Annotated in this window: 20 protein-coding genes; 6 read left to right on the top strand and 14 right to left on the bottom strand. The window is 70.8% G+C overall.

Features of this window, described 5'->3' with window-relative positions; translation table 11 throughout:
• Window positions 1-49: 49 nt before the first annotated feature.
• The 4 genes from ACIGXP_RS27515 to ACIGXP_RS27530 form a co-directional block, all read right to left on the bottom strand.
• Entirely contained in the window at window positions 50-628 is a 579-nt protein-coding gene (locus ACIGXP_RS27515; protein ID WP_182729962.1) for a flavoprotein, read from the bottom strand.
• Window positions 610-1,845 (bottom strand): helix-turn-helix domain-containing protein, encoded by a 1,236-nt coding sequence (locus ACIGXP_RS27520; RefSeq protein ID WP_399772640.1) that lies wholly within the window; start codon window positions 1,843-1,845, stop codon window positions 610-612. The genes ACIGXP_RS27515 and ACIGXP_RS27520 overlap by 19 nt, the downstream gene beginning before the upstream one ends.
• 1,305 nt (window positions 1,846-3,150) lie before the next feature.
• Window positions 3,151-4,389, bottom strand: a complete 1,239-nt coding sequence (locus ACIGXP_RS27525) for an AAA family ATPase (protein WP_399772642.1) — start codon at window positions 4,387-4,389, stop codon at window positions 3,151-3,153.
• A 298-nt stretch (window positions 4,390-4,687) separates the two neighbouring features.
• Window positions 4,688-4,879 carry an AlpA family transcriptional regulator gene (locus ACIGXP_RS27530; RefSeq protein WP_161174634.1) on the bottom strand — a complete coding sequence of 64 codons (192 nt, stop codon included), beginning with the start codon at window positions 4,877-4,879 and terminating at the stop codon, window positions 4,688-4,690.
• 88 nt (window positions 4,880-4,967) lie between these two features.
• Between ACIGXP_RS27530 and ACIGXP_RS27535 the strand changes: the two genes are divergently transcribed.
• Window positions 4,968-5,456 carry a helix-turn-helix domain-containing protein gene (locus tag ACIGXP_RS27535; RefSeq protein WP_233477524.1) on the top strand — a complete coding sequence of 163 codons (489 nt, stop codon included), beginning with the start codon at window positions 4,968-4,970 and terminating at the stop codon, window positions 5,454-5,456.
• Between the two features lie 112 nt (window positions 5,457-5,568).
• Complete coding sequence (locus ACIGXP_RS27540) at window positions 5,569-6,723, top strand: tyrosine-type recombinase/integrase (protein ID WP_399772646.1); 1,155 nt, start codon at window positions 5,569-5,571, stop codon at window positions 6,721-6,723.
• 164 nt (window positions 6,724-6,887) lie between these two features.
• Here ACIGXP_RS27540 and ACIGXP_RS27545 read toward each other — a convergent pair whose 3' ends face one another.
• Together ACIGXP_RS27545 and ACIGXP_RS27550 are read right to left on the bottom strand one after the other, a co-directional pair.
• Window positions 6,888-7,544 carry a response regulator transcription factor gene (locus ACIGXP_RS27545; RefSeq protein WP_069778144.1) on the bottom strand — a complete coding sequence of 219 codons (657 nt, stop codon included), beginning with the start codon at window positions 7,542-7,544 and terminating at the stop codon, window positions 6,888-6,890.
• A gap of 289 nt (window positions 7,545-7,833) precedes the next feature.
• Window positions 7,834-8,511, bottom strand: coding sequence for a DUF3000 domain-containing protein (locus ACIGXP_RS27550; RefSeq protein WP_363218757.1), 678 nt, complete (start codon window positions 8,509-8,511; stop codon window positions 7,834-7,836).
• 105 nt (window positions 8,512-8,616) lie between these two features.
• On the opposite strand from ACIGXP_RS27550, the gene hemE reads away from it, so the two are divergent.
• Window positions 8,617-9,657 carry a uroporphyrinogen decarboxylase gene (hemE, locus tag ACIGXP_RS27555; RefSeq protein WP_399773060.1) on the top strand — a complete coding sequence of 347 codons (1,041 nt, stop codon included), beginning with the start codon at window positions 8,617-8,619 and terminating at the stop codon, window positions 9,655-9,657.
• 1 nt (window position 9,658) lies between these two features.
• Here hemE and ACIGXP_RS27560 read toward each other — a convergent pair whose 3' ends face one another.
• Window positions 9,659-10,483, bottom strand: coding sequence for a rhomboid family intramembrane serine protease (locus tag ACIGXP_RS27560; protein WP_363218756.1), 825 nt, complete (start codon window positions 10,481-10,483; stop codon window positions 9,659-9,661).
• 92 nt (window positions 10,484-10,575) lie between these two features.
• Here ACIGXP_RS27560 and ACIGXP_RS27565 point away from each other — a divergent pair, with 92 nt between their 5' ends.
• Entirely contained in the window at window positions 10,576-10,845 is a 270-nt protein-coding gene (locus tag ACIGXP_RS27565) for a hypothetical protein (RefSeq protein WP_363218755.1), read from the top strand.
• Here ACIGXP_RS27565 and ACIGXP_RS27570 read toward each other — a convergent pair.
• Entirely contained in the window at window positions 10,842-12,242 is a 1,401-nt protein-coding gene (locus tag ACIGXP_RS27570; protein WP_399772652.1) for an FAD-dependent oxidoreductase, read from the bottom strand. The genes ACIGXP_RS27565 and ACIGXP_RS27570 overlap by 4 nt on opposite strands.
• Window positions 12,239-12,541, bottom strand: a complete 303-nt coding sequence (locus ACIGXP_RS27575; RefSeq protein WP_399772655.1) for a hypothetical protein — start codon at window positions 12,539-12,541, stop codon at window positions 12,239-12,241. Before ACIGXP_RS27575 ends, ACIGXP_RS27570 begins: the two co-directional genes overlap by 4 nt.
• A gap of 48 nt (window positions 12,542-12,589) precedes the next feature.
• Here ACIGXP_RS27575 and hemG point away from each other — a divergent pair, with 48 nt between their 5' ends.
• Window positions 12,590-14,080, top strand: coding sequence for a protoporphyrinogen oxidase (hemG, locus tag ACIGXP_RS27580; protein WP_399772658.1), 1,491 nt, complete (start codon window positions 12,590-12,592; stop codon window positions 14,078-14,080).
• A gap of 5 nt (window positions 14,081-14,085) precedes the next feature.
• A complete protein-coding gene (gene hemQ, locus ACIGXP_RS27585; protein ID WP_363218751.1) occupies window positions 14,086-14,817 on the top strand; it encodes a hydrogen peroxide-dependent heme synthase in 732 nt (243 codons plus the stop codon).
• Between the two features lie 58 nt (window positions 14,818-14,875).
• Here hemQ and ACIGXP_RS27590 read toward each other — a convergent pair whose 3' ends face one another.
• The 5 genes from ACIGXP_RS27590 to ACIGXP_RS27610 form a co-directional block, all read right to left on the bottom strand.
• On the bottom strand, window positions 14,876-16,519 hold the full coding sequence (locus ACIGXP_RS27590; RefSeq protein WP_399772661.1) for an alpha/beta hydrolase: 1,644 nt from the start codon (window positions 16,517-16,519) through the stop codon (window positions 14,876-14,878).
• Window positions 16,520-16,666: 147 nt separating this feature from the next.
• On the bottom strand, window positions 16,667-17,446 hold the full coding sequence (locus tag ACIGXP_RS27595; protein ID WP_399772663.1) for a TIGR04222 domain-containing membrane protein: 780 nt from the start codon (window positions 17,444-17,446) through the stop codon (window positions 16,667-16,669).
• A gap of 97 nt (window positions 17,447-17,543) precedes the next feature.
• On the bottom strand, window positions 17,544-18,314 hold the full coding sequence (locus tag ACIGXP_RS27600) for a DUF4142 domain-containing protein (RefSeq protein WP_399772666.1): 771 nt from the start codon (window positions 18,312-18,314) through the stop codon (window positions 17,544-17,546).
• A 243-nt stretch (window positions 18,315-18,557) separates the two neighbouring features.
• Window positions 18,558-19,925, bottom strand: coding sequence for a DUF692 domain-containing protein (locus ACIGXP_RS27605; RefSeq protein WP_399772668.1), 1,368 nt, complete (start codon window positions 19,923-19,925; stop codon window positions 18,558-18,560).
• Window positions 19,926-20,054: 129 nt separating this feature from the next.
• Window positions 20,055-20,771, bottom strand: a complete 717-nt coding sequence (locus ACIGXP_RS27610; protein ID WP_399772671.1) for an aminoacyl-tRNA hydrolase — start codon at window positions 20,769-20,771, stop codon at window positions 20,055-20,057.
• Between the last annotated feature and the right edge of the window lie 76 nt (window positions 20,772-20,847).

A 20,847-nucleotide genomic window follows, 5' to 3' on the forward strand; every position in this document is an offset into this window, starting at 1 on the left:
CAAACTGTCCGGGTTCGTAGTTACCGCAGCTCAGAGCCCGCCAACCGAGTCAGCTCAGGACGTTTTCGACGGTGTCGAGTACTGCGGTCCAGGGCAACTCGCGCCCGGCAGGCGCCTCGCGTGGCTCGTACAGAGGCCAGATCTCCGGCCCGTAGACCAGGTGCACGTCGGCCTCTCGTAGCGTCTCGATGTGACGCTTCCAGGCGGGGTGGCGTACATGAGCCGCGTTGACCCTGGGGAACACCACTACGGGCAGTCCGAGAGTGCCGAGTGCTTCCCCTACTTGTGTCAGCGCTTGGTTGTCGGCGATGCCGGTCGCGAGCTTGGCCACCGTATTGGCGCTCGCGGGGGCCACCACGTAGCAGTCCACCTTCGGGTGCGGACTTACCTCACCGGGCAGCCGTGCTTCATCCCGGACGGGTAGGCCTGTCAGCTTTTCCAAGCGGGCGACCTCGCCACTCATGCGCAGCCAGCGACCTGCCGTCGGTGTGAGTGTTACCGCCGCTCGCCAGCCCCGCGCCAGCGCCGGCTCCACGAGCCCGGTGCGCAAGCTCTCGACTCCTCCGGCGCTGGTACCCACGACTCCCAACACCCGGCTTTTCCTTGTGCTCACTGCACCGCCCTGCATCGTTGAGCCATCATGAACAGCTCCGACGAAGGAGCTCCGCCCGTAACCGGAGCTTGCTTGATCAGGTCGCGCAGCGTGTCACGGACACGAGGATTGTTCCGCACGAGCTGTGGCGAGGTTGACTCGGCTGTGCGCAGCTCCGTGAATGCGTCGTCCACCCGCCCGGTCAGAGAGAGGGCTCGGGCGTAGTCAATGCGGTGAGAGACGCTGCGCTCCGCAGCTATGTGGTCCACATCGATATCACCGTGCTCCACCAGATACGACACGTTGTCGAGATCCAGCTCCGCCGATAGCCGGTGCAGCATCACGTTCGTCGGGCCGAAGCATGTGTGCCAGTAGTTCTCGTCCGAGCCAAGCTGGTCGGCCAGCTCCTCGGCACGGGCCAAGAGACTCATGGCGGTCGAACGATCCTGATGCCGAGCTGCGGCGATAGCCGCTCGGAGGTGGATCATGCCCAGCAGGCTCAATGCAGCCGGATCGCTCTCCTCGATTCGAGCGGACAGCCACTTTGACGCCGTCATCGCCAGCTCCAGAGCGTCTTCGTACCGGCCGTTCGCCAGAAGGGCATGGGTGCCCGACCGGGCAGCGGAGGCCAGGACCAATGGATCCTGCGACTCGTCGGCAGCTCTCATGGCCCTCTCAGCAGCGAGCCACGAGATGTCGGACTCACCCACCTTGGCGAGGGTCGTTGCTGCAAGGTGGTGGACGCGCGCGGAGCCTGCCCAGGAGCCCATGCGCTCTGCGGTGGAGCGAACAGCACGATCTTCGAGTCCCTGTGCAATTTGAAGCAGTCCCGGAAGCGCAGCGATCACCTTGCCAAGCCGCCCGGCCTGATAGTCGTCCCAAGCTGCTTCGACGCGAGGTGCCACTGGGCCGGGGGTCGGGAGCTGATTCTCAGCCTCTGGTCCGAAGAGCAGGCGCGACAAGCGGCGTGGGCTCATCAAGGCGTCCCGGACAGCGGGTATGTCGTCTTGTTGCCGCTCGTCCTCCATCAGCACAGGCTTCCCGAGCAGGTCACCGAGTGGTACTCGGAGCACGCGGGCCAGCTCGGCGAGCATGTCGATACGGGGAGGCTTGCGCCGGCCTGACTCCGCCTTAGCCAACCAGTCGGTGCTGCGGCCCACCAAGCCGGCCAGGACTTGCTGGGTGTAGCCGCGGCGTCGCCGGTGGAAAGCGATCCGCTCACCGATTGTGAGATGGTCTCCGAGCCCACGCATGCGTGCCCTCCCTTGACCTGGCGGGCCGCGTCACGAACCGAACGGCCAGCCTCTTGTACGGACCGGACGGATTTTTGCATTAGAGAGAGAAACGGTCGATGGCGCGGGTCTGCCGCGATCGCTCAGCTACGCCAGCGCCCCGCCCCCGGTGTGTGTTGCCGCGATCATGGGAGCGAGAGTCGGCAGCTCCTGTCGGCGTCGCCTTGCGCGCAGCAGGTGGAGCACTCACATCTGGTTTCAGGCGCACATCACAGTCGAGGTCGCAGCTAGAGCTTGTTGACCAGTAGCAGAAAGATGCTTGTTGGCAAACTGAGACTGATGCCTCACAGCCCTGTTGGCGCTCGCTTGCAATCGCAGCTTCTTCAAGTTCGCGTTGCGCTCTTCAGCGTCGTTCAGTCCTTCGGTCACGCCACGCGATGGGCAGTGAGGGATCCAGGAAATTCATCAAAGTAGCTTCGTGGACCTCCTACTCATGGGGGGAGGGAGGTGCAAGGTCGCTTCTCGACCGGACGACCCCGCGCAGTGATCCGTATTTTTTCGCGCGCCAAAACTCCCGATGAGCCGGGCTGCTGCCACCGGGCTCAATCGCCTCCGATGGACCCGGAACGTCGCATGGTTCGCAGGCAACCACTCCCGCTTTCGCGGCTTAGCGCAAGGTAATACGTGATGGCCCCTGCGACCAGTTTGTGGCGCGGGCCGGTAACTACTACGCGGTCGGCGTCGGCGAATATTACGGCTGCACGCCCGTATCCGGGCCTCCTCGATGGCCGGAGATGTCATCCGGTCGTGGAGGGAAGAAGTGATCTCCCCGCGCAGACAGAGCGGCGATGAACGCGGCCTTCTGGTCGTCGTCGCCGTATACCGTGACGTGTTGGCCGGTCGAGGCGTCAAGGATGACCATCCCACCGGTGGCGTTAGCGGCCCGTACCGCATCGGGGAGATCGGACAGGCTTCCGGCCAGGACGGGGCAGGTGCTGTCGTGCTGGATGGTGAGACGGCCGATGGCGTCGTCCTTGGACTTCGCCCAGCTCGTAGTTGAGTGACAGTGACCGCACCTGTAAGCGTCAGCGGCCCGTTCCAGGTCCGTCCAATCCCTACGAGGGCGACGGGGTTTGCTGAACTTCCTGCGGCCCATGGTTCGTTGATCCTTTCGGGGAAAGCTTCAGCAATGGCGGAGGGCTCACTGAGAGCGACGGCGTAAGGCGTGCCCAATCGACACACGTGCGCTCGCGTGATGGCGTGACCGGCCCCATAGGCCCGGTCACACGCACGCACACGTGACCGGTCACGCGTGATGTCAGGCGGTCACGCAACCTGACCTGCGGCTTCGTCGACCACGAACCATTGGGCGGCCATCCCGACCCGTTCCGGGGCTATCTGGTCGACCAGGCCCATTCCGGCGAGGCGGTTGAGAGCCCGCGAACACGTTTCTCGTTGCAGTCCGTGACCGTGCTTGGCGGCTACTCGGTCGACCAGTTGCCGCACAATTTCTGGCCGCCCAGCGGTCCGCATCGCCTCCAGGAGCTTGCGTTCAGCCGGGGACAGATCGTCCTGCCGTCCGCTCCCGCTCGTCGCCGAGTCATCTCGCTGGACGGAGTAGTGCATGGCACTGGAGAGGTCGCCGGGGATCTCTTCGTGGACGCGCCGAATCAGACCCATCTCGGTGTCGGGGATCTCGTCGCCGCGCAGCGACCACTTCTGGCACACGGTGCTTTCGCCCGTGGCGGGGTCGCTACGGCGGGACTTCACCGCGACGGAGATGAGGAACCGGCCCCATGCTCCGGGGCCAACGCCACTCGCCCGGTCGTGGCCGTCGCCCGTTCCACCCTTGTTCCAGTGGTGGGAGATGATCAGGCTCGCGCCGATCTCCTGGGCGACGTGCTGCGCCTTCTGTAGCAGTTCGCCCATCGAGTAGAGGTCGCTGCCCTTGGCTCCCCCTGCGGCGAGGTACAGCGGGTCGACGATGACGAGTTTCGGGCGGTGCAGAGCGGCGGCCTGGCGAATGAGTTCCAGGTGTTCGGCATTGCCCAGTCGCGGCGCGCGGAAGCACAGGACGATGGGCAGGGCGTCCGCTTGTTCTCGCGTGAGCCCCTTGGATTCGGCGACCGCCCGGATGCGCCGTACGGCCTTCCTGCGGCTGCCCTCCCCGAAGAACACGAGGACGGGTCCCGGGTCTTCGCATGCGAACTCTACGAACCATGCCAGCCCGGCCGCGCAGGACACGGCGGCGTCGATGACCGCCCAGGTCTTCCCGGCCTTGTCCTCTGCCGACATGACGCCGTAGTCGCCTGCGACGATGACGCCCTTGAACAGCCAGCGCGGCGGGCCTGCTGCGTCTACCTCGGCGGCGACGGCGGCGAGTGAGTGGAAGGTGAGTTCGCGGATGTCAGTCTGTGCCCAGTGGCTGCGGTGGAGGCACGGCTCGTGCTGATCGTGGTCCAGGCAGAGCGTCGGTGACGGCCTACGGAACTGAGACGTCGGTACACTGGTCGTGGGTTCGGGGCCGCTCTCGTTGGGGGCGGCCTCGTTGCTGTTCTGGCTCATAGTTGGCATGCCCAGGTTGCGGGTCCGCGCGGCGTGGCCCGGTCTCCTTTCGCTTGATCTTGCTGGGTCAGCAGGTTCCGTTTCAGGTCCGCCAGAGCGTCGGCCAGCGCTTCGGCATAGGCGTCGATCGGGCACAACGGGCAGCGTGGCCCTAAGGTCGATCACTCCCTCGACGACCCTGGCCGGCGGTGTCTCCTCGCGCCATCAGGGGCGGAGTCCAGGACGCGCAACTCCCGCCGAACGGGCGCAAAGGGGAACAGATCGACGTCGAGTAGGGCTTTGTAGCGATGGCTGGGGCTCATGCGGCGGCTCCCCGGCTCTGCTCGTCCAGCCACCGCTCGACGTCGGTCCAGCGGTAGCGGACGTGACGCCCCACCTTGATTGAGCGCGGACCGGTGCCCCGGTAGGACCACTGGGCGAGCGTCGCGATCGGCAGTCCCAGGTACTCGGCGAGTTCCACACGTGTCACGAGCTTCTGCTTGCTTGGCATCTTTCCTCCCTGCGTAGCTCTTTCCAGCAGCATGCCAGTGTCGCTTGTGGAATGCTAGAGAGGATGAGATTCTGCCTAGGTGGCAGAAATGAGGAAGCACAGTGAACGCGGACCCGTCGGTGATCAGGTGGCGGAGAACCTTGCTCGACTGCGCCGTGAGACGACCGCCGAACTGGCTGCAGCGGTAACCAAGTTGGGCGTTCCGATGACCGCATCCACCATCACGAAGATCGAAACGCAGAAGCGTCGCATCACGGTTGACGAACTGGTGGCTCTGGCCGCCGCGCTGGGGGTTTCTCCGGTCACGCTGATGCTTCCCCCCGAGGGCGACCAGACCGAGACGGTACGGCTGGCGGAGAGGCTCACCGTGCCCGGATGGCGGGAAGCCTGGCGCTGGATGCACGGGCTGACGCCGCTGGTCGCCAGGAAGCGGGTCCCCGTCTCCGGTCTGTCCTGGCTGGCCACTAACCGGCCGTACGTGACGGAGGAAGAACTCGCCAAGATCATGTTCGCGGCTCCGGCAACGATCGCGGTCGAGGTGCTGGAAGAGGAGGTCGACGATGGCCCAGGTAGTTGACCGGTGGCATCTGTCCCGGCCCGGGGAAGGCGCAGAGCCGTGCAGGGTACACAGCAGCAAGACGAGAGTGTTGGTGCCGTCTGCTGACCATGGCCGAGGTAACCGTTGGCAGGTGCGCTACAGGGATGCGTCGGGGAAGCAGTGCAAGGAGAACTACGCGCGCAAGCCGGACGCTGATGCCCGTGCCGCTGCCGTAGAGACAGACCTCAACCGGGGAGAGTTCATCGACCGCAAGGCGGGACGAGAGACTTTCCGGGCGGTGGCCGAGCGCTGGCGGGCGTCGGCTGTCCACCGGCCCTCCACCGCGGCCAGCGTCCGGCAGAGGCTGGAGTCACACGTGTACCCGGCGCTTGGGCAACGTCCGATAGCCGACATACGCCAGTCTGAGATCAAGGCGTGGATCAAGGACCGCTCCCAGGTGCTCGCCCCGGTGAGCCTGCGGAACACGTACGCGATCATCGTTACTGTCATGCGTTCGGCTGTGCTGGACGGTGTCATTCGGTCCTCTCCATGCGACGGCGTGAAGCTGCCGACCAGGCGTCGGACCGAGGTGGTACCGCCCGGCGACGTGGCCGTGCGCGCACTCATCGACGCCGCCCCGACCATCCGCGAGCGAGCGCTGGTGCTCCTCGCGGCCTGCTCGGGCCTCAGGCAGGGCGAGCTGTTCGGCCTCGAAGTCCGCCACGTCGATTTCCTGCGCCGTGAGGTGCGGGTCGACCAGCAGCTGTGCGACATCACCGGGAAGGGCGCAGGAGGCGTCTTCCTTGGGCCGGCTAAGACCCATGAGGCCGTACGTACCGTGCCGCTGGCCAAGGCCGCTGTAGACGCCGTGGCGGCCTTCCTGGCGGCATCGCCGCCACGGGAGGTGGAGGTCTGGGACCGTACCGACCCGCGCAAGCCCGTGAAGCGAAATGCGCTACTGATCTTCCCGAACGCGGAGGGGAGACCCGTGCAGCGCTCTCCTTGGGCACGGACATGGTCCGGCATCGTGAAGCGCGCGAACGCCGCGCTGGAGGTTGCGGGCCGTGACGAACGGGTGCCAGCCGGGACCACACTGCATGATCTTCGCCACTACTACGCGAGTCTGCTGATCAAGCACCGCGAGTCCGTGAAGACCGTCCAGAAGCGCCTGGGGCACTCGAAGCCGAGCATCACACTCGACACGTACACCCACCTCTGGATGGAAGACGAGGACACGACCCGAGCCGCAGTCGAAGCAGCGCTCGGCGATGTGCCCCCGATGTGCCCTGAGAGGCAGGCTGGATGACTCTTCGCGCAGGTCAGGGCCGTGCCCGGACAGATCAAGGGTATCCGTGCGCGGACGCCGCCCGTCGCCGGAACGTTCCGTCGACGGGCGTGGGAGGGTCGTAAACCAGTCAGGCCGGTGAACGGTGCGATTCACGTGAGCGAACCGGCCGCGCTCCGGACGGGTCAGTGGATGATCCCGGTGCGCAGGGCCACGGCCACCATGCCGGCCCGGTCGCCCGTGCCCAGCTTGCGTGCGATGCGGGCGAGGTGGCTCTTGACGGTCAGGGCGGAGAGGCCCATCGAGACGCCGATCGCCTTGTTCGACTGGCCCTCCGCGACCAGCCGCAGCACCTCGACCTCGCGTCCGGACAGCTCGCGGTAGCCGCCCGGGTGGCTCGGGGCACCCGGGGGGCGGCGGTGCATCCGGGCGGCGCCGAGGGGGGCGGCGCCGGGCCGGGCGGGCAGGCCGATGTTGGTCCGGGTGCCGGTGACGACGTACCCCTTGACCCCGCCGGCCAGGGCGTTGCGCACGGCGCCGATGTCGTCGGCGGCGGACAGGGCCAGCCCGTTGGGCCAGCCCGCGGCGCGGGTCTCGGACAGCAGGGTCAGGCCGGAGCCGTCGGGCAGGTGGACGTCGGCGACGCAGATGTCGCGCGGGTTGCCGATGCGGGGGCGCGCCTCCGCGATGGACGAGGCCTCGATGACATCGCGCACGCCGAGAGCCCACAGATGACGGGTGACGGTGGAGCGGACGCGCGGGTCGGCCACGACCACCATGGCGGTCGGTTTGTTCGGGCGGTAGGCGACCAGGCTTGCGGGCTGCTCGAGGAGAACGGACACCAGGCCTCCTGGGTGGGGGACGGGGCCGGCTTGTGGGGATGAAGCCGGGACGAACCGTGCTTTCAAGGTCACAGTCGTCTTCGGCAGCAAACTCGTCCGCCTTTAGAGAATGATCACGATCTAGTGAGTAACAATCTGCGCAATTCGGACGCACGATCGATCATCCGAAGATCGAGTCGGCCCGAGACGATGCGATTCCGCGTCGGAAAGTGGCCGTATCGACAAAGGGATGGTCAATAAGGCGCCCATGCGGATGACGCCGCCGGCACCCGCCGGTCGGCTCACCTGATCACCGTGGCTGCGGGCCCCTGCGCTGCGGCAGCGTCACCACCGAGGCGTCCCCCGGACCAGCCGGCGGCAGGCCCGCGACCTGGGCCAGCAGATCGCACCAGGAGGCCAGGTGGGAGGCCGTGTCCGGCACCCCGGCGAGCCCCTCGCGGGGCGTCCAGGACGCCCTGATCTCGATCTGCGAGGCCGACGGACGGTCGGCGAGACCGCCGAAGTAGTGCGAACTCGCGCGCGTGATCGTCCCGCTCGGCTCGCCATAACCGAGCCCGCGCGCCTGCAGCGCACCCGTCAGCCACGACCAGCACACCTCGGGCAGCAGTGGATCGGCCGCCATCTCCGGCTCCAGCTCCGCGCGCACCAGCGTCACCAGGCGGAACGTTCCGCGCCAGGCGTCATGGCCCGCCGGATCGTGCAGCAGCACCAGCCGTCCGTCGGCCAGCTCCTGCTCCCCGTCGATCACCACGGCCTCCAGCGCGTACGCGTACGGGGCGAGCCGCTGCGGTGCGGGCGTGGGCTCCACCTCGACCTGCGGCCGCAGCCGGCTGCTGCGCAGGGCATCGACCGCGGCCCGGAAAGCCTGCGGACCCGAGGTGCTCGCGCGCCGGTCCGCCTCCTCGGTGTCCTTCACGTCGTCCATTCCGTCAGCGCTGTCCGACATTCGTCCGTGAGCCGCAGCCATGCGGGGAAGAGTAAGGGGAAGCGAGGCCTTGTGCAGGGCAAGACACCCCGCGCCGTCGCCCGCCGCCGTCGTGCGAGACTTGCCCACGTGACCGCCAACGACAGCATGCAGCAGACAGCCACGTACAACAGCGCCTTCCTCAGGGCGTGCAGGCGTGAACCCGTGCCGCACACCCCCGTGTGGTTCATGCGTCAGGCCGGCCGCTCCCTGCCCGAGTACCGCAAGGTGCGCGAAGGCATCCCCATGCTCGACTCCTGCATGCGACCCGAGCTGGTCACCGAGATCACCCTGCAGCCGGTACGCCGGCACAACGTGGACGCGGCGATCTTCTTCAGCGACATCGTCGTCCCGCTCAAGGCCATCGGCATCGGCCTCGACATCAAGCCCGGCGTCGGCCCGGTCGTCGAGGAGCCCATCCGCACCCGCGCCGACCTGGCCCGGCTGCGCGACCTCACGCCCGAGGACGTCCCCTACGTCATCGAGGCGATCGGCCTGCTCACCAAGGAGCTGGGCGCGACCCCGCTGATCGGTTTCGCGGGCGCGCCTTTCACCCTCGCGAGCTACCTGGTCGAGGGCGGTCCCTCGCGCACGTACGAGAACGCCAAGGCGATGATGTACGGCGACCCCGAGCTGTGGGCCGACCTGCTCGACCGCCTCGCGGACATCACGGCCGCCTTCCTGAAGGTGCAGATCGAGGCCGGCGTGAGCGCCGTCCAGCTCTTCGACTCCTGGGTCGGCGCCCTCGCCCCGGCGGACTACCGCCGCTCGGTCATGCCCGCCTCCGCGAAGGTCTTCCAGGCCGTCTCCGGTTACGGCGTCCCGCGCATCCACTTCGGCGTCGGCACCGGTGAGCTGCTGAAGCTCATGGGCGAGGCCGGCGCGGACGTCGTCGGCGTCGACTGGCGGATCCCGCTGGACGAGGCGCAGCGCCGCGTCGGCCCCGGCAAGGCGCTCCAGGGCAACCTCGACCCGACGGTCCTGTTCACCGGCAAGGACACCGTCGAGGCCAGGGCCCGCGAGGTGCTCGACGCGGCCGCCGGCCTGGAGGGCCACGTCTTCAACCTCGGCCACGGCGTCCTGCCGAACACCGACCCGGACGCGCTGACCCGCCTCGTGGACTACGTGCACACCGCCACCGCGCGCTGACTCACCAGGTGTACCGGGGCCGTGCCCGCCTGCCGAACAGCAGGCCGCGCGGCTCCGGCGGAGGCGGGGTGCCGGGCTTGAGCGGCCAGGCGAGCAGCATGCCGGCCAGGAAGCCGACCACGTGCGCGGCGTACGCCACCGTGCCGGCCCCGGACACCCCGTGCCCGGACGAGTACACCGCCTGCAGCACGAACCAGAATCCCAGCACCAGCCACGCGGGCAGCCTGAGCGGCAGGAAGATCAGGAACGGGACGAGGACCCAGACCCTCGCCCCCGGCCACAGCACGATGTAGGCGCCGAGGACCCCGGCGATCGCGCCCGACGCACCGATCAGCGGGTCCCCCGACGTGGCGTTGAGCAGCGCGAAGCCATAGCCGGCGGCGTAACCGCAGACGACGTAGAAGAGGAAGAAGCGGATGTGGCCCATCCGGTCCTCGACGTTGTTGCCGAAGATCAGCAGGAAGAGCATGTTTCCCAGCAGGTGCAACCAGCTGCCGTGCAGGAACATCGCCGTGAAGACCGACAACGGCGGCGACTTGTCGTAGGACGGCGGGGCCACGACGCAGCCCGGGCCGTGCGCGCCGATGCCGACGTCGCCGGTCGGGACCAGCCGGGGTATCTGATGGTGGATCAGCTCTCTGGGGACCGCCGCGTAGTGGTCCATGAACGCCTGCAGATGGCACAGCTGCGCCAGGTCGCTGCCGCCGGCCACGGAACCGGCGATGCCGGGCGTGGTGACGAACACGAGGACGTTCGCGGCGATCAGCGCGTACGTCACCCATGGGGTGCGGCGCACCGGATTCACGTCATGGACGGGGATGACCACACAGAAGTAGTGCCCGGCATGGGGCGGGCGAATCGGTGAACGGCGCGGGGGGAGTGTGCGTATCTCTCGTCAACCGACGTGAGGATCAGGCGATGAACGAGCGAATCACTCCTCCGATGCACGCGCTGCCCGATGGTGAGGCGGAGCTCTCTCTGGTCGTGCGGCTCCCCTGGGAGGACGTCGCACGCCTCGGCCAGGAAGCGGGGCGGCTCGCTTCGCAGATGCAGCGGCCGGTGACGCTGGACGAGGCGGTGAGCTACCGGCTGCGGTCCACCCGGCCGTCGGCGTCGCACGCGAAACCCGCCGCGGAGCAGCCGCCGGCGGCCGTGTCCACACTGCCACGGATCAGCGGAACAGCCTAGGAAACGCGTACCTTCGCCGCCGCCTTCCTCGCTGCCACCAGAACCGGGTCCCAGACCGGTGAGAAGGGCGGGGCGTAGCCCAGGTCCAGGGCCGTCATCTGGTCCACCGTCATCTGCGCGGTCAGCGCCACCGCGGCGATGTCGACCCGTTTCGCGGCGCCCTCCCTGCCGACGATCTGGACGCCCAGCAGCCGGCCCGTGCGGCGCTCGGCGAGCATCTTGACCGTCATCGGGGAGGCGCCGGGATAGTAACCGGCGCGGCTGGTGGACTCGATGGTGACGGTCTCGTACCGCAGACCGGCCCGGTGGGCGTCCTTCTCGCGCAGACCCGTGCGTGCGATCTCCAGGTCGCAGACCTTGCTGACCGCCGTGCCGACCACGCCCGGGAAGGTCGCGTAACCGCCGCCGACGTTGCTGCCGATGACCTGACCGTGCTTGTTGGCATGGGTACCGAGGGGGATGTACTGCTCCTGGCCGGAGACCAGGTTCAGCACCTCCACGCAGTCGCCGCCCGCCCAGATGTTCTCGTGGCCGCGCACCCGCATCGCGAGGTCGGTGAGCAGACCGCCATGGGCGCCGAGCGGCAGGCCCGCGGCCCTGGTGAGCGCGGTCTCCGGCCGGACACCGATGCCGAGGATCACCACGTCCGCGGGATACTCGGCGTCCTGCGTGGCGACCGCGCGGGCCCGGCCGTCCTCCCCGGTGAGGATCTTGGTGACCTCCGCGTCGTTCACCATGGTGATGCCGAGGCCCTCCATGGCCCGGTGTACCAGCCGGCCCATGTCCGGGTCGAGCGTCGACATGGGTTCCTTGCCGCGGTTGAGGACGGTCACCTCGAAGCCGCGGCGGAGCAGCGCCTCGGCCATCTCCACGCCGATGTAGCCCGCCCCGACGACCACCGCTCTGCGGCCACGCGTGCGTGCCAGCGTGTCCAGCAGCGCCTGGCCGTCGTCCAGGGTCTGCACGCCGTGCACGCCGGGGGCGTCCGCGCCGGGCAGGTCGGGGCGGACCGGGCGTGCGCCGGTCGCGATGACGAGCTTGTCGTACGGCGTCCAGGACTCGGCGCCGGAATCGACGTCACGCGCGCGTACCCGCTGTCCGGCCACGTCGATCTCCGTGACCTCCCTGCGCAGCCGCAGATCGATGCCCCGCGCGCGGTGTTCCTCGGGCGTGCGGGCGATCAGGGCGTCGCGTCCGGGGACGGCGCCGCCCACCCAGTACGGGATGCCGCACGCCGAGAAGGAGGTGAAGTGGCCGCGTTCGAAGGCCACGATCTCCAGTTCGCCGGGCCCCTTCAGCCGGCGCGCCTGCGACGCCGCGGACATGCCCGCGGCGTCGCCGCCGATGACCACCAGCCGTTCCCGGCCACTGCCGTCCCGCCCACCGCTCATGCTCATGGGAACACGCTACGGGGCGGGGACATGTCGGTCCTGGCCGGGCTGCTTCGGCGAGGGACTGCGGCACCGGGCGGGCCGACGGCAGGAGACAGCGCGGTCGTCGCCGGCGCGGGCTCCCGGCGGCGCGGCTGCCGGGGGCGTACGCACCGCAGCCACCGCAGCGTCAGCAGGGCCGCGACCGGCAGGACCGCGCCGAGCGCGAGCGCGATCCCGCGCAGCACCGTGACGGACACGTGCCGGCCGCCCGACAGCGCGTCCACGGCCCGGACCCGGCGCGGACACCGGGCCGTACCGCCCATGACCCCGGCCCTGGCCGCGGTGTCCGTGGGGTCTGAGAGAGTGGGTGCATGAGCGCAACGGGTACGCGTACGGGGCATGTCGTCGTCATCGGAGCCGGTGTCGCCGGGCTGGCCGCCGCCCACCGGCTGCTCGGGCGCGGCATGCGCGTGACCGTGCTGGAGGCTTCCGGCCGGGTCGGCGGCAAGCTGCTGCCGGGGGAGATCGCGGGTGTCCGGGTCGATCTGGGCGCCGAGTCGATGCTCGCCCGCCGGCCCGAGGCGGTGGCCCTCGCGCGCGAGGTGGGCCTGGCCGAGCGGCTCCAGCCGCCGGCCACCGCGACCGCCTCGATCTGGACCCGAGGCGCCCTGCGCCCCATGCCCAAGGGCCATGTCATGGGCGTGCCCGGCACCGCCGCCGCCCTCTCCGGAGTGCTGTCCGACGAGGGCCTCGCCCGCATCGAGCGCGACGCCGACCTGCCGCGCACCGAGCTCGGTGACGACGTGGCCGTGGGGGAGTACGTGGCCGCCCGGCTCGGCCGGGAGGTCGTCGACCGCCTGGTCGAGCCGCTGCTCGGCGGGGTGTACGCGGGCGACGCGTACCGCATCTCGATGCGCTCGGCCGTCCCGCAGCTCTTCCAGGCCGCCCGCATCCACGCGTCGCTCACCGAGGCCGTCCGCGACATCCAGGCGAAGGCCGCCGCCGCCCAGCAGACCGGGCCGGTGTTCATGGGCATCGAGGGCGGGGTGGGCAGCCTCCCGCTCGCGGTCGCCGAGTCGGTGCGGGCGCGCGGGGGAGAGCTCCTCACCGGGACGCCGGTGCGAGAGCTGCGCCGGGGCGGGACGGCGGAGCCGGGCGAGGGCGCGGGTGGGACCAGGGACGCGGCGTGGCGCATCGTCGCCGGTGACCGCGTGCTGCACGCGGACGCGGTCGTCCTCGCCGTCCCCGCGGGCGCGGCCGCCGGCCTCCTGCGCGCCGAGGCCCCGGCCGCGGCGGGCGAACTCGCCGCCGTCGAGTACGCCTCGATGGCCCTGGTGACCCTCGCCTACCGGCGCCGGGACCTGAGACTCCCCGAGGGCAGCGGCTTCCTCGTGCCGCCCGTCGACGGACGCACCATCAAGGCCTCGACCTTCGCCTCGCAGAAGTGGGGCTGGATCGCCGAGGAGGACCCCGACGTGGTCGTCCTGCGCACGTCCGTCGGGCGGTTCGGCGAGACGGAGATCCTCCAGCGGGACGACGCCGCCCTGGTGGAGGTGTCCCGGCATGACCTGCGGGAGGCCACCGGCCTGGACGCCGTGCCCCTGCAGACCCGGGTCACCCGCTGGACCGACGGCCTGCCGCAGTACCCGGTCGGGCATCACGCGCGCGTAGCCCGCATCCGCGAGCACGTCGCCAAGCTGCCGGGCCTCGCGGTGTGCGGCGCGCAGTACGACGGCGTGGGCATCCCGGCCTGCATCGCGAGCGCGTACGCGGCGGTGGATCAGCTGGGCGGTGACCTGAGCCGGGTCCGGGAGCTCACGGCCAACCCGGTGCAGAGCCTCCACGGCGGAGCGGGAGAATAGGGGCCATGAGTGACGACGCCCCCACCACCGAGTCCGGCAGGATCCCGAACAAGGGCAAGCTGGCCAAGGACCTCAACGAGGTCATCCGCTACACCCTGTGGTCGGTCTTCAAGCTGAAGGACGTGCTGCCGCAGGACCGCGCCGGTTACGCCGACGAGGTCCAGGAGCTGTTCGACCAGCTCGCCGCGAAGGACGTGACCATCCGCGGCACCTACGACGTCTCCGGCCTGCGCGCCGACGCCGACCTCATGATCTGGTGGCACGCCGAGACCAGCGACCAGCTGCAGGAGGCGTACAACCTCTTCCGCCGCACGAAGCTCGGCCGCGCGCTGGAGCCCGTGTGGTCCAACATGGCGCTGCACCGCCCGGCCGAGTTCAACCGCTCGCACATCCCGGCGTTCCTCGCCGACGAGACGCCCCGCAACTACGTGAGCGTCTACCCGTTCGTGCGCTCCTACGACTGGTATCTGCTGCCCGACGAGGACCGCCGCCGCATGCTCGCCGACCACGGCAAGATGGCCCGCGGCTATCCGGACGTGCGCGCCAACACGGTCGCCTCGTTCTCCCTCGGCGACTACGAGTGGCTCCTGGCCTTCGAGGCCGACGAGCTGTACCGCATCGTCGACCTCATGCGCCACCTGCGCGCCTCCGAGGCCCGCATGCACGTCCGCGAGGAGGTCCCGTTCTACACGGGCCGCCGCAAGAGCATCGCGGATCTGGTGGCGGGCCTGGCCTGAAAGCGCCCCCGAAGGGGCGCCGCGGGGCTGTGTCGATGTGCGGCTCCGCCCGGGCCGCCTAGCGCCGACCACTCCGAAGGGTGCCGCGCTGGGCCTTCTTCGCCGGCCCCACCGCCGGAGGCAACCGGTGCGGCGCGCACGACGCGCGCCGCCCGGGGACCCGCCCCTCCAGCAGGTAGGCGTCGAGATACGCGTTGACACACGTGTTGGCGCCGCCCCCGATGCCGTGCGTGCCGGCATCCCGCTCGGTCACCAGCACCGAGTCGGCCAGCCGCCGGTTCATCTCCAGCGCACCCGGATACGGCGCCGCCGCATCCCGCTCGGCCGCCAGGATCAGCACCGGCGGCAGCTCACCCAGTCCGGTCCGCACGTCCAGCGGCTGCTGGCGGGGCGCCGGCCAGAAGGCGCACGGCAGGTTCATCCACGCGTTGTCCCAGGTCTCGAAGGGCGCCACCCGGGCGAGCCGGGTGTTGTCCCGGTCCCACACCCTCCAGTCCGTCGGCCAGGGCGCGTCGTTGCACTCCACGGCCGTGTAGACCGCGTTGCCGTTCTCCGCCTCCGCGGCCGTCCTCAGGTCCGGCGCCGCCAGCCGCACCAGCGGCTTCGGGTCGCCGTGCAGATACGCCGACAGGGCCTGGGCCTGGCCCGGCCAGAAGTCGTCGTAGTACCCGGCCCGCAGGAACGCGTTCTGCAGCTGGCCGGGACCCACCTTCCCGCCCGCCGCCCTGGCGGCCAGCCGCTCCCGTGCGGTGTCGTAGCTGCGCTGGACCTTCTCGGCGGTGTCACCGAGCCGGTAGACGTCGTCGTGCCGGGCGATCCAGTCCCGGAAGTCCGCCCAGCGCTCCTCGAAGGCGGCCGACTGGTCGAGGTTGTTCCGGTACCAGATCTTGGCCGGGTCCGGGTTCACCGCCGAGTCCAGCACCATGCGCCGTACGTGCGCGGGGAACAGCGTCGCGTACAGCGCACCGAAGTAGGTGCCGTACGACGCCCCGAGAAAGGTCAGCCGGTTCTCGCCCAGCGCGGCCCGCAGCACGTCGAGGTCTCGGGCGTTGTTCAGGGAGGTGTAGTGGCGCAGCTTGTCCCCGGAGCGCTCGGCGCAGCCGCGCGCGTACGCCTTCGCCTCGGCGATGCGCTCGCGCTTGTACGCCTCCGACGGGTGCGCCGGCGACGCGGTGGGCGCCTTGAAGTAGTGCTTCGGGTCCTCGCAGGACAGCGGCGCCGAACGGCCCACGCCGCGCGGGGCGTAGCCGACCAGGTCGTAGGCGGCGGCGATCCGCTTCCACTCCGGAGCCGTGCCGACCAGCGGGAAGTACATGCTGGACCCGCCGGGGCCGCCCGGGTTGTAGACGAGGGCGCCCTGCCGGGGGACCTTCCGCTTGCTGTTGTGCGGGTCCTTCTGGGTCGCCGGGGCCCGGCTGACGGTCAGGGTGATCTGCCTGCCGTTCGGGCGGGCGTAGTCGAGGGGGACGGTCACCGTGCCGCACCGCAGGTTCTTCGGCGCGTGCGGTACGTCGGCGGGGGAGCAGGTGCCGAAGGCGATGCCGGTCGCCTCGGCGCGGGCCACGGCCACCTCGGTGCCGCGCAGCTCGGCCGCGCCGGGGGCACCGGGCGCCGCGGCGGCGGGCGCGCCGCCTGCCGGGGCTGCGGCCAGGCTGGTCAGGAGCAGGGTCCCGGCGGCCGAGTACAGGGCGGCAGCTCTCATCGCGTATCCCTTCGGTGCAACGGCGGCGATGGCACGGCTGCCACGGCCCGGCGACAACAGAAGGGATATTTCGGTCGGCCCCCGGTGAAGGCAAGCACCATCGGGCCGGTGTCGGCGTCAATGCCCCTGTGCGCCCCCGCAGCGCCGTCACTCCCGCCAGGGATGGTCGCGGTGGGTGAACGCGGCGCGCAGCTCCGGCTCGCCGATCGCGCGGATCCCGCGCAGGGCGACCGAGGTGAGGAACGACCGCTCGTCGGCGGCCGGCCTGCGGGGGAGCGCGCCCAGCAGCCGCTGCCCGGCCGGGGAGGCCCAGCGCGCGGACGGAGGCACTTCGAACCGGGCGATGGCCAGGCAGCTCAGGGCCAGCGTGAGGGGCAGGGCGAACCACAGACCGACCAGCAGCCGCGGTGTCCCGGTCTGGACGGGCAGCAGCAGCGCGGTCAGGCCGAGCGCCGCCACGGCCGGCGCGGCGGCGCGCACCTGGCGGACGGCGGCGCCCACGGTCGTGGCGGCGCCGTCGGGGACGGCGAGACCCGCGCGCACGAGCCGGTCGGCGAGCCGCCGCACGGCCTCGGCGCCGGCCGTCCGCGCCCGCACGGGCGCGATCCGCGACTGTCCCTCAGGCCCTATGGCCCCTATGACGGACTGCTCGATCTCGTCGCGCCCACGCGGGTCCACCACGGTGGCCCAGCCGGTGTGCGCGAGGAGCAGGCGCCGCTGGCGGGCCATGGAGACCAGGGTCACATCGGCGACCCGGGCCGGGCCGCCGGAGAGGAAGGCCGCCTCGTACAGCGTCAGATCGTGCTCCCGGTCCGGTGCCGCGGCATCCGTGTCCAGGGCCGCGGCGCGAACGGCGGCAAGACACAGCCGGGTGCACGCCGTACCGGCGAAAGCCCAGGCCAGGAGCAGGAGAAGGACCCAGAACATGACGTGTTTCTATGCCAGAGGCCTGGGTGAACACCATGCCCTGTTCAATATCCGGACACAGTGTTAGCGGTATGTGACGTTCCGTTTTGAGTCCGCGTCAGGGGCTGGACGTCGCGGGCGGCGGGCTGGCGGCGGCGGGCGGCAGGGAGTACGACTCGGCCGGTGAGGGTACGACCGGCACGGCGGCGCTCGGGGCGACCACCGGCGGGGAGGGCACGGGTGTGGGCGAGGCCGCCAGGTCCCGCGCGAGTGCCGCGAAGTCGACGTACCCCGTCGCCTCCAGGATCTTGATGTGGTCCAGGACGGTCGCGTTGGCGTCGTCGGCGAGATCACGGACCAGGGAGTTCTGGGTGCCGGCCCGGACCTGGGCGACCAGCGCGAACACCCGGCCGTGGGCGAGCCTCAGGATGTCGGCGAACCGGCGGTCGAAATCCTCCCCCTTCGCCGCCCTCAGGGTGGCGAGCCACTGCTTCTGCTGCTCGTTCGGTTCGTCGGGCAGCGGTACGCCGAGCTGGGTGGCGACGGTGCGCACATGCGCGTCCAGCGAGGTGTGGCCGTCGACGAGGTGCTGGCCCGCGGTGCGTACGGCGGCCGTGGTCCCCTTCTGCTCCGCCAGCTCGCCGGCGGGCAGCTCCCAGAGTCCCGCGAGCCGCACCTTGGTGATGAAGTCCCGGTCCTGCGTGGCCAGGGGGCCGTACGGGGTGGTGACGGTCTGCGCGCTCAGCACGTTCGCGCCGGCCGCGCCCTGGCGGTCGGCGTACGACCAGAGCGGGTACAGCAGCGCCGCCGCGGTCGCCGCGAGGGCCGCGATGACGAGTCCGGTACCGCTGAATATGCCTCGGCCCTTGACCGGGGGGCGGGGTCGCATGGCGCCTCCTGTAGCGCACCGTACGCGAGTGTGCAGGGGTGGTGCGGCTTGGCATATTACTGCGGGTTCCTGCAGGGCCTGGGCCGTGGCGCCTTGTCGTGGAGGTGCCACTGTGCGTCGGCGGCTGCGGGTGCGCCGCGGTCGCCCGCGCAGTTCCCCGCGCGTCTGAGGGAGGTGCCGTGCTGTCCGCCTGCGCAGGGCCGCCGGCACCCGGCCGGCGCCGGTGAACGACCCCCTTTCCGGTCAGCCCCGGTTCCTCAGCAACACCCTCCGCGCCACCTGCGCCACCCGCCCGGCATGCCTCGGCGCGGGCCCCGCCCGGTCCAGCCACCACTCCCGCAGCGCCCGCCGGGCCCCCGCGTCCTCCGGCCGACCGGCCTCCAGCAGACGACCGGCGAAGTCCAGCGCGTCCCGCCGGTACCCCCCACTCATCGGCCGCACCCGCGCGTACTCCAGGAACGCCCCCCGGTACCCGTCACCGAGAATCACCGGCAGCTCGGGCGCCACCTTCGCCACCACATCCGCCCGCTTCGCCGCGAGCGCCCGCGCCTGCACCCCCATGCGCACCCGGTCGAACCCCTCGGGCACCGGCGTCCCGGCCACCAGTGAGGAGAGCACGGCGGCCTGGGCGACCCCGACCCGCCCCCGCGCCCCGACCGCTGACCGTGCCTCGGCCGCTGACGGTGCCCCGGCCGCCGGCCGCGCCAGAACCGCGACACCCCCACCCGCCGAGCCGACGCCGGTGTCGGTGCCGGCGACAGCCCTCGCAGCCCCGTGCGCACGCCCGTGCCCGGCCGTCACCGCCTCCCGGATCACGGCCAACTCGCGCTCCAGCTCGGCGGGTTCCGGAAAGTTCTCGTCCCGTTCCAGCAGGACACCGGGCGGGGCGGTGCGGGAGGCAAGGTCGGTGAGGATGTCGAGCACCGGGCGCGGCACGGGGTGCGCGTGGCTGTCGTGCCAGACGCCGTCCCGCTCGAAGCCGCCCGCGACATGGACGTAGGCGATCGCCTCCACAGGCAGCGCCGCCAGCGCCTCGGCGGGGTCCTCGCCCCGGTTGACGTGGTTGGTGTGCAGGTTGGCCACGTCGATCAGGAGCCGTACGCCGGTCCGCTCGACCAGGTCGGACAGGAACTGCCCCTCGGTCAGCTCCTCGCCCGGCCAGGAGAACAGCGCGGCGATGTTCTCCAGCGCCAGTGGCACCGGAAGGGAGTCCTGGGCGATGCGCACGTTCTCGCAGAGCACGTCGAGGGCGTCCCTGGTGCGCGGCACCGGCAGCAGGTGCCCTGCCTCCAGGCGCGGCGAGGCGGTGAGCGGGCCGCCCGCACGGACGAACGCGATGTGCTCGGTGACCAGCGGCGCGCCCAGCGCCTCCGCCCGCTCGGCGAGCGCCGTCAGCCGGCCCTCGTCGGGACGGTCGGCGCCGCCCAGACCGAGGGAGACGCCGTGCGGGACCACGGTCACCCCGCGCTCGCGCAGTCGCAGCAGCGAGGCGGGAAGGTGGCCGGGGCAGACGTTCTCCGCCACGACCTCCACCCAGTCGATGCCCGGCATGCGCTCCACGGCGTCCGCGATCTCCGGCCGCCAGCCGATCCCCGTACCCAGTCGCCGCATGGTTCCACCCCTCCTCCGAATGACGGGGGTATGGCCCCGGCGACCGGACGCGAACCTCCCGCGCACCGGGTTCAGAGCAACATTTGAGGTTCGGCCCCCGCCGTCCGTGACCCGGGGGAGTGGCCCCGGCTAGCGCAGTGCGGGATGGTCGGCGACGACCGTGCAGCTGCCCGGGGCGATCTCCGTGAAGCCGGCATCCCTGACCACCGGCAGTCCGCTGCCGGTCAGCCGGGGCCAGTCGGCGGGGTCGGCCGTGCGGACGGCCAAGGCGAAGCCCGTGTCCCGCCAGGCGGTGCGCTCCGTCTCGGGCAGCGCCCACCAGGCCAGCTGGGCGCCGTGCCCGGCCTGAGCCATCGCCTTGCCCGCCGACATCTCCAGCTCCGGGTTCAGCCACAGCACGGGCTGCGCCGGATCGGTCCCGCCGGGCGGCTCGGGGTCGTCCAGCTCGGTGCCGGACACCTGGAGCTTGGCCAGGTCCTTGGGCCAGCCGTCGAGCGGGATCGGCGGGAAGACGCGGACCTGCGCGGACGTACCGGCCACCGCGATCCCGGGCAGCGCCTCGGCCCGCCGCCACTCGGCGCCCCGGGCCCGCCGGACGACCTTGCGGATCCGCGCGTCCTCCCAGTTCCGCACCGACTCGGCCCACTCCCCGTCACCGTGTGCCCGCTCGTCCGCGAGCAGCGCGAGCACCGCCCGGGCGGCCGTTTCCAGCGCATCGGTACGGGCAGGCGGCGCACTTCGCTCGATCCGCACCACGAGCGGCAGTACGAACTGCGGCGCCTCGTCGCGAGGGTTGCGCTCGGCCTGGAAGGGACTGACTCCGGCAGACGGCAGACTCTGGCTCACACCGGCCAACCCTAAGGGGCACGGCGCTGCGTCTGACGTGCGGTTGCGGTGGGCCGGCCCCGAGGGACCGGTTGCA

Origin of the sequence: Streptomyces sp. NPDC053069, from assembly GCF_044546895.1 — a bacterium.
Taxonomy (GTDB): domain Bacteria; phylum Actinomycetota; class Actinomycetes; order Streptomycetales; family Streptomycetaceae; genus Streptomyces.